14 protein-coding genes are annotated in these 15,271 nt (G+C 32.7%); 12 read left to right on the top strand and 2 right to left on the bottom strand.

What is annotated here, in order from left to right; all coding sequences use genetic code 11:
* A complete protein-coding gene (gene fabF / locus HMPREF2580_RS08675) occupies positions 1–1,245 on the top strand; it encodes a beta-ketoacyl-ACP synthase II (protein WP_070832055.1) in 1,245 nt (414 codons plus the stop codon).
* Between the two features lie 56 nt (positions 1,246–1,301).
* On the opposite strand, the gene HMPREF2580_RS08670 is transcribed toward fabF, so the two are convergent.
* A complete protein-coding gene (locus tag HMPREF2580_RS08670) occupies positions 1,302–1,673 on the bottom strand; it encodes a DUF3899 domain-containing protein (protein WP_070832052.1) in 372 nt (123 codons plus the stop codon).
* 244 nt (positions 1,674–1,917) lie between these two features.
* Here HMPREF2580_RS08670 and opp3b (HMPREF2580_RS08665) point away from each other — a divergent pair, with 244 nt between their 5' ends.
* The 10 genes from opp3b (HMPREF2580_RS08665) (at position 1,918) to HMPREF2580_RS08620 (ending at position 13,454) form a co-directional block, all read left to right on the top strand.
* Entirely contained in the window at positions 1,918–2,844 is a 927-nt protein-coding gene (gene opp3b / locus HMPREF2580_RS08665; RefSeq protein WP_070832049.1) for an oligopeptide ABC transporter permease, read from the top strand.
* Complete coding sequence (gene opp3C, locus HMPREF2580_RS08660; protein WP_070832047.1) at positions 2,844–3,914, top strand: oligopeptide ABC transporter permease; 1,071 nt, start codon at positions 2,844–2,846, stop codon at positions 3,912–3,914. The genes opp3b (HMPREF2580_RS08665) and opp3C (HMPREF2580_RS08660) overlap by 1 nt, the downstream gene beginning before the upstream one ends.
* A gap of 14 nt (positions 3,915–3,928) precedes the next feature.
* Complete coding sequence (locus HMPREF2580_RS08655; protein ID WP_070832044.1) at positions 3,929–5,011, top strand: ABC transporter ATP-binding protein; 1,083 nt, start codon at positions 3,929–3,931, stop codon at positions 5,009–5,011.
* Complete coding sequence (locus HMPREF2580_RS08650; RefSeq protein ID WP_070832041.1) at positions 5,001–5,945, top strand: ABC transporter ATP-binding protein; 945 nt, start codon at positions 5,001–5,003, stop codon at positions 5,943–5,945. Before HMPREF2580_RS08655 ends, HMPREF2580_RS08650 begins: the two co-directional genes overlap by 11 nt.
* A gap of 25 nt (positions 5,946–5,970) precedes the next feature.
* Positions 5,971–7,620, top strand: coding sequence for a peptide ABC transporter substrate-binding protein (locus HMPREF2580_RS08645; RefSeq protein ID WP_070832035.1), 1,650 nt, complete (start codon positions 5,971–5,973; stop codon positions 7,618–7,620).
* A 190-nt stretch (positions 7,621–7,810) separates the two neighbouring features.
* Positions 7,811–8,734 (top strand): oligopeptide ABC transporter permease, encoded by a 924-nt coding sequence (opp3b, locus tag HMPREF2580_RS08640; protein WP_141756872.1) that lies wholly within the window; start codon positions 7,811–7,813, stop codon positions 8,732–8,734.
* Entirely contained in the window at positions 8,735–9,757 is a 1,023-nt protein-coding gene (gene opp3C, locus HMPREF2580_RS08635) for an oligopeptide ABC transporter permease (protein ID WP_070832033.1), read from the top strand.
* Positions 9,758–9,770: 13 nt separating this feature from the next.
* Positions 9,771–10,853: an ABC transporter ATP-binding protein gene (locus HMPREF2580_RS08630; protein ID WP_070832030.1), complete on the top strand. Its 1,083-nt coding sequence runs from the start codon at positions 9,771–9,773 to the stop codon at positions 10,851–10,853.
* Positions 10,843–11,781, top strand: coding sequence for an ABC transporter ATP-binding protein (locus HMPREF2580_RS08625; RefSeq protein ID WP_070832027.1), 939 nt, complete (start codon positions 10,843–10,845; stop codon positions 11,779–11,781). The genes HMPREF2580_RS08630 and HMPREF2580_RS08625 overlap by 11 nt, the downstream gene beginning before the upstream one ends.
* A 47-nt stretch (positions 11,782–11,828) precedes the next feature.
* On the top strand, positions 11,829–13,454 hold the full coding sequence (locus tag HMPREF2580_RS08620) for a peptide ABC transporter substrate-binding protein (protein ID WP_256323985.1): 1,626 nt from the start codon (positions 11,829–11,831) through the stop codon (positions 13,452–13,454).
* Between the two features lie 64 nt (positions 13,455–13,518).
* Here HMPREF2580_RS08620 and trpS read toward each other — a convergent pair whose 3' ends face one another.
* Positions 13,519–14,508, bottom strand: coding sequence for a tryptophan--tRNA ligase (trpS, locus tag HMPREF2580_RS08615; protein WP_070832021.1), 990 nt, complete (start codon positions 14,506–14,508; stop codon positions 13,519–13,521).
* Positions 14,509–14,799: 291 nt separating this feature from the next.
* Here trpS and spxA point away from each other — a divergent pair, with 291 nt between their 5' ends.
* Positions 14,800–15,195, top strand: coding sequence for a transcriptional regulator SpxA (gene spxA, locus HMPREF2580_RS08610; protein ID WP_070832018.1), 396 nt, complete (start codon positions 14,800–14,802; stop codon positions 15,193–15,195).
* Positions 15,196–15,271: the final 76 nt, after the last annotated feature.

The raw sequence follows: 15,271 nt of genomic DNA, 5'->3' as shown, positions 1-15,271 counted from the left end.
ATGAATGAAAAAAACAGAGTTGTTATAACGGGTATCGGAGCCTTATCTCCTATCGGTAACGATGCTAAAACAACATGGGAAAATGCTTTAAATGGAGTTAATGGTATCGATAGAATTACACGTATTGATACTGATAATTATAACGTGCATTTAGCAGGTGAATTAAAAGACTTTAATATTGAAGATCATATTGATAAGAAAGAAGCGCGTCGTATGGACCGTTTTACACAATATGCAGTTGTTGCAGCAAGAGAAGCGGTACAAGATGCAAAATTAGATATCAATGATGATACAGCTGATCGTATTGGTGTATGGATTGGCTCAGGTATTGGTGGTATGGAAACATTTGAAACGGCACATACAACACTTGTCGAAAGAGGACCTCGTCGTGTGAGTCCATTTTTCGTACCAATGTTAATCCCTGATATGGCTACTGGACAAGTATCTATTGATTTAGGTGCTAAAGGGCCTAACGGTTCAACTGTTACAGCATGTGCGACAGGTACGAACTCAATCGGTGAAGCATTTAAAGTCATCCAACGTGGTGACGCTGATGCGATGATAACTGGTGGTACAGAAGCGCCAATTACAGACATGGCAATTGCTGGATTTAGTGCAAGTCGTGCTTTATCTACAAATGATGATAAAGAAACCGCATGTCGTCCATTCCAAGAAGGTCGTGATGGCTTTGTTATGGGTGAAGGTGCAGGAATCGTTGTCCTTGAATCATTAGAATCAGCTAAAGCACGTGGTGCAGAAATTTATGCGGAAATAGTAGGTTATGGTTCAACTGGAGATGCTTATCATATTACTGCACCAGCGCCAGAAGGTGAAGGCGGTTCAAGAGCAATGCAAGCTGCTTTAGATGATGCAGGAATCGAAGCGAAAGATGTTCAATACTTAAATGCACACGGCACAAGTACGCCAGTAGGTGACTTATATGAAGTTAAAGCAATCCAAAATACATTTGGAGACGCTGCTAAAACATTAAAAGTAAGTTCAACTAAATCAATGACTGGTCACTTACTAGGTGCAACGGGTGGAATTGAGGCTATCTTCTCAGCCTTATCTATCAGAGACTCTAAAGTAGCACCTACAATTCATGCTGTGACACCAGATGAAGAATGTAATTTAGATTTCGTTCCTAATAAAGCTGAAGATTTAGAAATTACTTATGCGATGAGTAACAGCTTAGGCTTTGGTGGACACAACGCAGTGTTAGTATTTAAGAAATTTGAAGACTAATTGAATATAAATAAAAATCTTCAAGTGGGTTTATAAATGACGCACTTGAAGATTTTTTATATTGAAAATGAAATAACAATAGCTAAAACGAAATAAAAAAGATTAATGAGTAATATAGGGATCACCCATGATGAAATCATGTAGTGGTCCTTTTTAATATGTTTAGGGTTAAAAAATTCATCATCTTCTATGGTTTGTTTTTTCTTAGTTGAAGAAAGTTGATATTTTAAACGACGAAAACCATAACTTGTTGCATCGAAAATACCTTCTTGAACGATGAGTAAAGCAAAAACAATGATAAAAAAAGTTAAAGATACATAAAATAGTATATTAATGAAATTCAGTAATTCATGTGCAGTCAATAGCCAAATGATAAATGATAAGAAGGGCGTCAGTCCAGTGCCAATTAGTATAGATTTAAAACGCATAGGTGTACACCTCCGTTAACAATATTATACATATTTTACCTCATTACTATGATTACGAAAATATTGTAATGGAGTTTATTGCTACAATACATATTACATTGTTAATTTATTATTTACTATATTACTTTAAAGTAAAACTATATTGCAATTGTATGAAAACTGTATATATAATATGTATAAATATTTCTGAAAATTGCGAAGGGAATGTTAATTTTGAAAATTTAATATTATAGGGGGAGATTAAATGACGAGGTATATTCTTAAGCGATTAGGTTATATGTTTGTATCATTATTTATTATTATTACGATTACATTTTTCTTAATGAAATTGATGCCAGGTTCACCATTTAATGATGCAAAGTTGAATCCACAACAAAAAGAGATACTTAATGAAAAATATGGTTTGAACGATCCAGTGGCTGTTCAATATTTTCATTACATCAAAAATGTGGTCACAGGAGATTTTGGGAATTCATTCCAATATCATAATATGCCAGTTTGGGACTTAGTGAAGCCAAGGCTGATACCATCTATGGAAATGGGTATTACAGCAATGATTATCGGGGTGATTGTGGGGCTCATATTAGGAGTTGCTGCTACTACAAAGCAGAATACATGGGTGGATTATACAACTACTGTTATCTCAGTTATTGCAGTTTCAGTTCCTTCATTTGTTTTAGCTGTACTACTACAGTATGTATTTGCAGTTAAATTAAGATGGTTTCCAGTTGCGGGGTGGGAAGGCTTTTCAACTGCAGTTCTACCTTCACTTGCGTTATCTGCAACTGTATTAGCAACTGTAGCAAGATACATAAGGGCAGAAATGATTGAAGTACTAAGTTCAGATTATATTCTTTTGGCGCGAGCTAAAGGTAATTCTACGTTAAGGGTCTTATTTGGGCACGCCTTAAGAAATGCGCTCATACCTATCATTACAATTATCGTTCCAATGTTAGCCAGTATTTTAACAGGTACATTGACGATTGAGAATATATTTGGCGTACCAGGATTAGGGGACCAGTTCGTCAGATCGATTACAACAAATGATTTCTCGGTCATCATGGCTACAACAATACTTTTCAGCACTTTATTTATTGTGTCTATCTTCATTGTAGATATTCTTTACGGCATCATTGATCCAAGAATTCGTGTACAAGGAGGTAAGAAATAATGAGTGATATGAAAAGACCTATTAAATTAAACGATGATGTATCTAACGCGGCAATGACACATACTTCAGAGGGAATATCTAATTCAGATTTTGTTATCCGAGAGTTAGATTTAAATCAAGAACCTGAAATGCAGCGTGAAAGTAAAAACTTTTGGCAAGATGCATGGAGTCAACTTAGAAGAAATAAATTAGCTGTAGTTGGAATGATTGGTTTACTAATTATTATCATTTTGGCGTTTGTCGGACCATTGATGAATAAACATGACTACGCTGAACAACACGTAGAATACCGTAATTTACCGGCAAAGGTTCCTGTATTAGATAAAGTTCCATTTTTACCATTTAATGGGGAAGGTGCAGATGGAAAGGATGCTTATAAAGAAGCAGGTGCTAAAGAAAATTATTGGTTTGGTACCGACCAACTTGGACGTGATTTATGGACACGAACTTGGAAAGGGGCACAGATTTCATTATATATCGGTATCGTTGCTGCACTTTTAGATATTTTTATTGGAGTTGTGTATGGTGCAATTTCAGGATTTTTTGGGGGTAGAGTGGACGATATAATGCAAAGAATTCTTGAAATTATTGCCTCTATTCCAAATTTAATTGTCGTTATCTTATTTGTATTAATCTTTGAACCTTCAATTTGGACAATCATATTAGCGATGTCCATTACTGGTTGGCTCGGAATGAGCAGAGTTGTACGTGGGGAATTTTTAAAATTAAAAAACCAAGAGTTTGTAATGGCTTCTCGAACACTAGGTGCTTCTAAATGGAAATTAATATTTAAACATATTTTACCAAATACTTTAGGTGCGATTGTTGTTACTTCAATGTTTACTGTGCCTAGCGCGATATTCTTTGAAGCATTTCTAAGCTTTATAGGGATAGGAGTACCGGCACCACAAACGTCGCTAGGTTCACTCGTAAATGATGGACGTGCAATGTTACTCATTCATCCACACGAATTATTTATACCAGCAATCATTTTAAGTTTGTTAATTTTATTTTTCTATCTATTTAGCGATGGGTTACGTGATGCATTTGACCCTAAGATGCGTAAGTAAAGGAGGCAAAAGTTATGACAGAGAGAATTTTAGAAGTCAATGACTTGCATGTGTCCTTTGATATTACTGCAGGGGAAGTGCAAGCTGTTAGAGGTGTAGATTTTTATTTAAACAAAGGGGAAACGTTAGCTATTGTAGGTGAGTCTGGTTCAGGAAAATCTGTAACAACAAAAGCTATTACGAAACTTTTCCAAGGGGATGCTGGAAGAATTAAAAAAGGAGAAATTTTATTTTTAGGTGAAGATTTGGCCCAAAAATCTGAAAAAGAATTAATTCAATTAAGAGGTAGAGATATTTCAATGATTTTCCAAGACCCTATGACATCATTAAATCCAACGATGCAAATTGGTAAACAAGTCATGGAACCCTTAATTAAGCATAGAAATTATAGTAAATCACAAGCGAAGCAACGTGCGCTAGAAATTTTAAACTTAGTAGGTTTACCACATGCGGAAAAGAGATTTAAAGCATATCCACATCAATTCTCTGGCGGTCAGCGTCAAAGAATTGTTATCGCAACAGCATTAGCATGTGAACCCAAAGTACTTATTGCAGATGAGCCAACAACGGCTTTAGATGTGACAATGCAAGCTCAAATACTCGATTTGATGAAAAAGCTTCAAGATAAAATCGAGACATCTATTATTTTTATTACACACGATTTAGGCGTTGTAGCAAATATTGCGGATAAAGTGGCAGTGATGTATGGGGGACAGATGATTGAGACAGGAGATGTAAATGAAATTTTTTATGATCCTAAACATCCTTATACGTGGGGGTTGCTTTCTTCAATGCCTGATTTAACTACAAGTAATGATACTGACTTAATTGCAATTCCAGGGACACCACCTGATTTACTTCATCCTCCTAAAGGTGATGCCTTTGCACGTCGTAGTCGATATGCTTTGGATATTGATTTTAAAGAAGAGCCACCATGGTTCAGGATTTCACCAACACACTTTGTCAAATCTTGGTTATTAGACGAACGTGCGCCTCAAGTGACACCACCTGAAATGGTTCAACGACGATTAAGACATATGCCTAATAACTACGAGCAACCACAAAAAGTAGAGAGGGTGTCGTTTAATGGAAAATAGCGAAAAGGTTCTATTAGAAATAAAAAATTTAAAACAATATTTTAATCAAGGTAAGAAAAATGAAGTCAGAGCGATTGATAATATAAGTTTTAATATCTATAAAGGGGAAACTTTAGGCTTAGTTGGAGAGTCTGGTTGCGGAAAATCAACTACTGGTAAAGCAATCATTAAATTAAACGACATTACAAGTGGTGCAATAGAGTATGAAGGTATTGATATTCAAAAAATTCGAAAACGTAAAGATTTATTGAAGTTTAATAAGAAAATACAGATGATATTCCAAGACCCGTATGCGTCGCTCAATCCACGTCTTAAAGTGATGGATATTGTAGGAGAAGGTATTGATATCCATAAACTTGCTAGTAGTAAGCGGGATCGAAAGAAACGTGTATATGACTTGTTAGAAACGGTTGGTTTAGGTAAAGAACATGCAAATCGTTATCCTCATGAATTTTCAGGAGGGCAAAGACAACGTATTGGTATTGCACGCGCATTGGCTGTGGAACCAGAGTTTATTATCGCTGATGAACCGATTTCTGCTTTAGACGTATCAATTCAAGCTCAAGTAGTCAATTTATTGCTTCGTCTACAACGAGAGCGTGGGATAACATTTTTATTTATCGCGCATGATTTATCTATGGTTAAATATATTTCCGATAGAATTGCAGTGATGCATTTTGGAAAAATAGTAGAGCTTGGTCCTGCAGATGAAATTTATAATCACCCTTTACATGACTATACGAAATCTCTATTAAGTGCTATTCCACAACCTGACCCTGAGAGTGAAAGAACACGTCAACGTGTGTCTTATGAAGAAGATGCTTCTCTTAACAATTATCGACATTTGAATGAAATTAGACCAAATCATTACGTTTTTACAACGAAGGAAGAAGCGGAAAAATTAAGTGAAGCTTACGCTACTCAAAATATATAACTTAAAGGGAAGGGGGAAATGAGAGATGAATAAATTTAAATTCTTAATGTTTATATTGAGTTTAATCATTGTTTTATCCGCTTGTAGTAATAAAAAAAGTTTATACTCAGACGAAGGACAAGTTTTCAGAAAGGTTATTCCTCAAGATATGACAACATTGGATACAGCCTTAATCACTGATGCTGTATCTGGAGATATCGTTGCTCAAGCTTTTGAAGGTTTATACTCTATTAATAAAAAAGACAAAGCAGAACCAGCGATTGCTAAATCCTTTCCAAAAAAGAGCAATGGTGGTAAAACATTGACGATTAATTTGAGAAAAAATGCAAAATGGTCTAACGGCGATCCAGTCACAGCACAAGATTTCGTCTTTGCGTGGCGTAAAGTAGTCGATCCAAAGACAGCATCAGAATTTGCTTACATCATGTCAGATATTAAGAATGCTGATGCTATTAATTCAGGTAAAAAGCCTGTAAAAGACTTAGGAATTAAAGCATTAGGAAAATATAAATTACAAATTGATTTAGAACGACCAGTGCCATATATTAATGAACTTTTAGCACTAAACACATTTAATCCTCAGGATGAAAAAATTGCCCGAAAATATGGTGAACAGTATGGTACAACTGCAGATAAAGCAGTATATAATGGACCTTTTAAAGTAACCAATTGGCAAGTAGAAGATAAAATTCAAATGGTGAAAAATGATAAGTATTGGGATAAGAAGCATGTCAAGCTCGATAGAGTGAACTTTAAAGTATTAAAAGATGGTCAAGCTGGTGCTTCACTCTACGATACGGGGTCTGTTGATGATACAACAATTTCATCTGAACAAGTTGATAAATATAAAGGGAATAAAGCGCTTAACTATAGGTTAACAGCAGGAACTTTCTTCATTAAAATGAATGAAAAACAAATACCTGAGTTTAAAAATAAATATTTAAGATTAGCAATTGCTCAATCTATTAATAAAAAAGGATATGTTGATTCAGTTCTTAATAATGGTTCATTACCATCGAATAACTTTACGGCTATTGGAACTGCTAAAATACCGGAGGGAAAAGATTTTGCAAGTACAATAAAATCTCCATTAACTTATAATGATAAAAAAGCACGCACGAATTGGCATAAAGCTCAAAAACAATTAGGTAAGAAGAAATTTGAGTTTACAATGAATACGGAAGATACACCAGCTCAGAAAATTTCAGCAGAGTATATTAAATCCCAAGTTGAAAAGAACTTACCAGGCGTTACATTAAAGATTAAACAAATGCCATTTAAACAGAAAACGACATCAGAACTATCTGGTAATTTTGAAACAAGTTATTCTGGTTGGGTACCTGATTATCCAGATCCAACTGCATTTTTACAAACTATGACTAAAGGTAATGCTCAAAATAATACGGATTGGAGCAACAAGGAATACGATCAGTTATTGAAAGATGCAAATGGCAAACTTTTAAGAAAAACAGATGAGCGCAATGCTGCATTACAAAAAGCAGAAAATATTTTGTTAAATGATGCACCAGTCGCCCCTATTTATCAAAAAGGCGAAGCACATTTAACTAATCCACAAGTAAAAGGACTTGTTTATCATAAGGTTGGACCAGATACTACATTGAAAGATGTGTATATCGATAAATCTATTGATAGAAAAACAGGCAAGAAAAAATAAAATAATCTAAAGTAGAAGCGGTACTGGATAGTTGAATCCAGTGCCGCTTTTGTGGTTTATAGAGCTTATCTAAGTTTTGTTAAAAATACATAAGATTTTCAAATATTAAAATATATATCAAAAACATATTGCGCATAACATATGTTGCTATTTATAATATACATAATATTCTGAAAAAGGAGTGATAATATTGAAATCATATTTTTTAAAACGCTTGGGATATATGTTTGTTTCTTTATTCATAATTATCAGCATAACTTTTTTCTTAATGAAATTGATGCCTGGTTCACCTTTCAATGATGCAAAATTATCTCCTGAACAAAAGCAAATATTATCGGAAAAATATGGATTAAACGACCCTGTCGGTGTTCAATATCTAAACTATTTAAAAAATGTTATAAGTGGAGACTTTGGGAATTCTTTTCAATATCACAATCAGCCAGTTTGGGATTTAATAAGCCCTAGGTTAATTCCATCATTAGAAATGGGATTGATTGCAGTAATGATTGGTATTGTACTAGGTTTATTTCTTGGAGTAATAGCAGCAGTAAAACAAAATACATGGATAGATTATATGGCGACTACTGTTTCAGTAATAGCTGTCTCAGTTCCATCATTTGTTTTAGCAGTACTTTTGCAAAACGTTTTTTCAGTTCAATTAAGATGGTTTCCAGTTGCTGGGTGGGAAGGACTACCTACAATAGTTTTACCATCTTTGTCTCTATCAGCTATCGTTATGGCTACTGTTTCAAGGTATATCAGATCTGAAATGATTGAAATACTTAATTCTGATTATATTCTTTTAGCTTACGCTAAAGGAGTGCCACAATATAAAATTATATTTGTACATGCTTTGAGAAATGCGTTAATACCGGTTATTACTGTCATAGTTCCTATGACTGCCAGCATAATGACTGGAACATTAACAATTGAAAATATTTTTGGTGTACCAGGATTAGGCGACCAATTTGTAAGATCTATAGCTACAAATGATTTCTCTTTAATTATGGCAATTACTATATTATTTAGTTCATTCTTCATAGTATCTATATTTGTAGTTGATATTTTATACGGAATAATTGATCCAAGGATTAGAGTTAAAGGAGGTAAATAGATGAGTAACAGTAATTTAATAAATGAATTTAGTGATAAAGATTTTACCTTCAAAGATAAAAAAACAGTAGAAGATAATATAATAACTAGAAAATCTAAAAATTTTTGGCAAGATGCTTGGACACAAATGAAAAGAAATAAACTAGCTATAGTAGGATTAGTAGGACTTATAATAATTATTATTTTAGCTTTGATAGGTCCTTCAATAAGTAAGTATGATTATGCAGATCAAAATATTCAATATAGAAATCTTCCAGCTAAGATGCCGGTTTTAGATAAAGTGAAATTTCTTCCATTCGATGGTGTTGATTTTAATGGGGACAATACATATAAAAAAGAAAATGTTAATGAAAATTTTTGGTTCGGTACTGATCAATTAGGAAGAGATTTATGGGCTCGCACTTGGAAAGGTACTCAAGTATCTTTATTTATTGGTATAGTAGCAGCAATTTTAGATATATGTGTTGGTGTTATGTATGGTGCTATATCAGGTTATTTTGGTGGCAAGATAGATGTAGTTATGCAAAGAATCATTGAGATTTTAGCTTCGATCCCTACTTTGATAATAGTGATATTGTTTGTATTAATATTTGAACCTTCTATTTGGACTATTATTTTAGCAATGACCGTTACTGGTTGGTTAGGTATGAGTAGGGTAGTTCGTGGAGAATTTATAAAGTTAAGAAATCAAGAGTACGTATTAGCATCAAAAACATTGGGTGCTTCAAATTTAAGGATTATTTTTAAACATATATTACCGAATACTCTTGGAGCAATAATAGTTACCTCTATGTTTACCATTCCAAATGCAATATTTTTTGAAGCTTTTTTGAGTTTTATTGGAATAGGTGTGCCAGCACCCAAAACTTCCCTTGGTTCACTAGTAAATGATGGTAGAGCAATGTTACTAATTCACCCACATGAACTATTTATACCTGCAACAATACTGAGTTTATTAATTTTATTCTTTTATTTATTTAGTGATGGATTGCGTGATGCATTTGATCCAAAAATGCGTAAGTAGGAGGTATGAGTTGATGGTTAACAAAATACTAGATATTAAAAATTTACAAGTCTCTTTTTTTATTGAAGATGGAGAAATACAAGCAGTTAGAAATGTAGATTTTCATGTTTTAGAGGGAGAAACCTTGGCCATTGTAGGAGAGTCAGGTTCTGGAAAGTCAGTAGTTACTAAGGCAATTACAAAATTATTTGATACTAATATAGGGAAAATAAAAAATGGAGAAATTTTATTTTTAGGAGATAATTTAGCTGTTAAAAATAATAAGGAATTGAGTAAAATACGAGGGAAAGAAATCTCAATGATTTTTCAAGATCCTATGACTTCACTTAATCCTACTATGAAAATAGGAAAACAAATAATGGAGCCTCTAATATACCATAAAAACCTAAATAAAAATGAGGCGAAGAATAGGGCAATGGAGTTATTAGATTTAGTAGGAATAGATAAAAGCGAAGAAAAATTTAATTCATATCCACATCAGTTTTCTGGTGGTCAACGACAAAGAATTGTTATCGCTATTGCTTTAGCATGTGAACCAAAATTATTGATTGCTGACGAACCAACTACAGCCCTTGATGTTACTACTCAAATTCAGATTCTAGATTTGATGAAGGAAATACAAAAGAAAGTTAATACGTCTATTATATTTATAACGCATGATTTAGGTGTTGTAGCAAACATAGCAGATAGAGTAGCTGTAATGTATGCAGGTGAAATTATAGAAACTGGCAGTGTTGAGGAAATATTTTATGATTCAAGACACCCATATACTTGGGGATTATTGTCATCAATGCCGGATTTAGATACAAAAGATAATGAAACTTTAATTTCTATAGCTGGCACACCTCCTGATTTACTTAATCCTCCTAAAGGAGACGCTTTTTCAAGACGTAGTGATTATGCTTTGGAGATAGATTTTAAAAAGGAACCGCCTTTATATGCTATATCTCCAACACATATTGTTAAATCTTGGTTGTTAGATGAAAGAGTATCTGTGGTAGACCCTCCTAATATTGTTAAAAATAAAAGAAGAAAGATGCCACTAAATTATAAAATGCCACTGTTATTAAGTGAGGTGTCAGCTAGTGGAGAGTAAAAATAGAGTTCTTTGTGAAGTTAAAAATATAAGTAAAACTTATAATTTAAAAAGAATTAATGAAAAGAAAGCTTTAAATAATGTATCATTTAAAATCCTTAAAGGAGAAACATTTGGAATAGTAGGGGAATCAGGATGCGGGAAATCTACATTAGGAAAAATCATAATAAATCTAATCAATAATGATAAAGGTGAAATCATATTTGATAATCAAGAAATACATAATTTAAAAAGAAAAAAAGATATTTTGAAATTAAATAAACGTATTCAAATGATATTTCAAGATCCTTATGCTTCACTTAATCCAAGGATGAAAATTATGGATATAGTGGCTGAGGGCATAGATATTCACAAATTAGCTAAAAATAAAAGTGAAAGAGAACAAAAAGTATATGAATTATTGGCTAAAGTAGGATTAAATAAAGAGCATGCTAATAGATATCCGCACGAATTTTCAGGGGGTCAGAGACAAAGGATAGGCATTGCTAGAGCTTTAGCGGTTGAACCAGAATTTATAATTGCTGATGAACCCATATCTGCATTAGATGTTTCTATCCAAGCACAAATAATAAATTTACTTTTACATTTACAAGAACAAGAAGGTTTAACGATTTTATTTATCGCACATGATTTATCTATGGTTAAGTATATCTCCGATAGGGTTGCAGTAATGCATAAAGGTGAAATTGTTGAAATTGGTTCTTGTGAGGAAATATTCATGAATCCATTGCACGAGTATACTAAATCATTATTTAATTCAATACCTAAATTAGATCCTAATTATGAAAAAACACGTATCAATAAAACTTATAAAGATATTAATCAGGATATTGATAGATCTTTATATGAGATAAACTCGCAGCATTTCGTACTTACTACTGAAAAGCGAGCAAAAGAAATAAAGGCATCTAAGTTAAAAGTGAAGTAGATTAGGAGAGGCTGATAGAAGTGAGTAAATATTTTAGAACAACGATTATGTTAATTATATCAATTTTGATTTTAAGTTCATGTTCTCAAAATAAGGGTATGTATTCTGATGAAGGACAAGTCTTTAGAAAAGTTATACCACAAGATATGACAACTCTTGATACAGCAATGATTACGGATATGGTATCTAATGATATTGCAGAGCAAACCTTTGAAGGGTTGTTCTCATTAGATAAAAATGATAAAGCTACTTTAGCACTTGCAAAAAACATGCCTAAAAAATCAAAAGATGGTAAGACATTAACCTTTGATTTAAAAGAAGATGCTAAATGGAGCAATGGCGATGAGGTAACCGCAAATGATTTTGTTTATGCTTGGAGAAAAGTTGTCAATCCTAAAACAGGTTCCGAGTATGCATATATTATGACGGATATTAAAAATGCTGACGAAATCAATGCAGGTAAAAAGCCGGTTGATTCTTTAGGAATAAAAGCTATTAATAAACATAAATTAGAAATACAATTAAATCGACCTATTCCTTACATAAATGAACTTCTGACTTTAAGTACCTTTTATCCACAAAATGAAAAAGTTTCAAAAAGATATGGAGAAAAATATGGAACTAAGGTGGAAAATACAGTTTTCAATGGTCCATTTAAAGTAGATAAATGGAAACATGAAGATAAAATTTTACTATCAAAAAACAATGAATATTGGGATAAGAAAAATGTTAAGTTGGAAAAAGTTAACTATAAAGTACTTAAAGACAAGCAAGTTGGGGCTTCTTTGTATGAAACTGGTTCTGTAGATGACACTTTGATAACTGCTGATCAAGTCAGTAAATATAAAGATTCAAAAGCTTTAAAAAAGAGGATAACTTCTGGAAACTTCTATATCAAATTTAATCAAAAAAAGGTTAAGGAATTTAATAATAAGAATTTACGTTTAGCTATTGCACAATCTATAAATAAACAAGGTTATGTTGATGCGGTTAAAAATGACGGTTCTTTACCTTCGAATACATTAACTGCAAAAGGAGTGGCTAAAGTTGAAGGAGATAAAGATTATGCTTCAACTATTAATTCTCCTCTAGAATATAATCCTAAACTAGCTAAAGAAAACTGGGAAAAAGCAAAAAGAGAATTGAAATTAAAAACATTTACTTTTACGATGAATACTGAAGATACTCCTGATGCAAAGATATCTGCAGAGTATATAAAATCTCAAGTAGAAAAAAATCTTCCTGGCATCACATTAAAAATAAAGCAATTACCTTTTAAACAAAGAATAGCGTTAGAAACAAAGATGAATTATGAAGCATCATTAAGTGGTTGGGGAGCAGATTATTCAGATCCAACCTCATATTTAGGAACAATGACTAAAGATAATCCTCAAAATAACACTGGGTGGAATGATTCCTCTTATGATACTTCATTTAATGATGTGAATGATAAATTACTAAAAAATATAAAGAAAAGAAACGCGTCTATGAAAGGTATGGAGGAATTATTACTTCATGATGCACCAATTGCCCCAATTTATCAAAAGGGAGAGGCGCATCTAACTAACCCTCAAGTAAAAGGTTTAATTTATCATGTAGTTGGTCCTGACACTACACTTAAAAATGTCTATATTGATAAATCTATTGATAGAGATACAGGCAAGAAAAAGTAAGATGATTTAAAACAATAGCGGTCCTGGATAATTAGTCCAGAACCGCTATTGTTTTACTTTTATATTATCTTTTACGTCCTAATCCCATTGCTTTTTCCATTTTTTTCAATGTTTTAAATGAAGCTTTATGCGCTTTGTCTCTACCTTTATCTAAGATGTCGTCTAATTCATCTGAATTATAAAAGCTTTCATATTTTTCTTGGAAATTAATAAGGAATTCTTTAACGATTTCAGCTAAGTCGCCTTTAAACTTACCATAGCCTTCGCCTTCGTATCTTGCTTCAATATCTTTAATAGGTTCATCAGTTAAACCAGAATAAATTGATAATAAATTAGAAACGCCAGGTTTATTATCTCGGTCGAATTTAATAACCCCGTCAGAGTCTGTTACAGCACTTTTGATTTTTTTAGCAGCCACATTTGGCTCATCTAAAAGTGAAATAAAGTTTTTCTGATTATCATCACTTTTACTCATTTTCTTAGTAGGGTCTTGTAAACTCATTACGCGCCCGCCAACCTTAGGCATACGGATTTCTGGTTTTACTAAAACATCATTATAACGACTGTTAAAACGATCTACTAAGTTACGTGTAAGTTCCATATGTTGTTTTTGGTCGTCTCCTACTGGAACGATATTTGTATTATAAATAACGATATCGGCTGCCATTAAAGGAGGATAAGTTAATAAACCTGCTGGTACGCCATCGACACGTTTTTGAGCTTTATCTTTAAACTGTGTCATACGTTCAAGTTCACCTATTGAAGCAATTGTTGTAAGCATCCAACCAGCTTGCACGTGCGCAGGAACTTCAGATTGAATAAAGAGTGTTGATTTATCTGAATCAATTCCTGTTGCTAAATAAATTGCTGCTAATTGTCGAATTTGTTTACGTAATTTCAAACGATCTTGTGGTACTGTAATGGCGTGTTGATCAACGATACAGAAAAAACAATCATAGTCATCTTGTACATCTACGAATTGTTTTAGTGCACCTATATAATTGCCAATAGTAGGAATACCACTCGGTTGAATTCCTGAAAATAAAGTTTCCATATTAGATGCCTACTTTCTAATTAATATTGTTTAGATAACATTATAACAGTATTTCGTTAAATTGTAAGTTGTGTTAGAATATTAGTATATTTGGGTATACACAATATACAAATTAATTATTTGATGAATTTCAAGATTTCTCAGAAAAATTAGGATTTTCTCATTTAATTTTAATCTTAGGTGGTTATACTATTAAGTGTAAGATTAAGAAAGCTTAAAAATTCAATTTCTTAAATCGATAATTATATTAAAAATAATGAATTTAATTCATTCAATAGGAGAGTGAGATGTATGGTAACATTATTTACTTCACCAAGTTGCACATCTTGCCGTAAAGCGAAAGCATGGTTACAAGAACATGACATTCTATATACGGAGCGTAACATTTTTTCTGAACATTTAACAATTGATGAAATTAAACAAATTTTAAAAATGACTGAAGACGGAACTGATGAAATTATTTCAACTCGTTCTAAAACATATCAAAAATTGAATGTAGACATTGATTCTTTACCTTTACAAGATTTATATTCTATCATTCAAGATAACCCAGGTTTATTACGTCGTCCTATTATTTTAGATGACAAACGTTTACAAGTTGGATACAACGAGGATGAAATTAGACGTTTCTTACCAAGAAAAGTTCGTACGTTCCAATTACAAGAAGCTCAACGTTTGGTTGACTAATAACCAATATAACTATGTGATTTAATCACTTTACTAAAAGATTCAAGGGAGAGGGACAGAAATATAATTTAGCAAA

The organism is Staphylococcus sp. HMSC036D05, from assembly GCF_001836225.1.
In the GTDB taxonomy this organism is placed as follows: domain Bacteria; phylum Bacillota; class Bacilli; order Staphylococcales; family Staphylococcaceae; genus Staphylococcus; species Staphylococcus caprae.
Note: the sequence above shows the minus strand (reverse complement) of the source record. Positions and strands in the feature narration are given on the sequence as shown.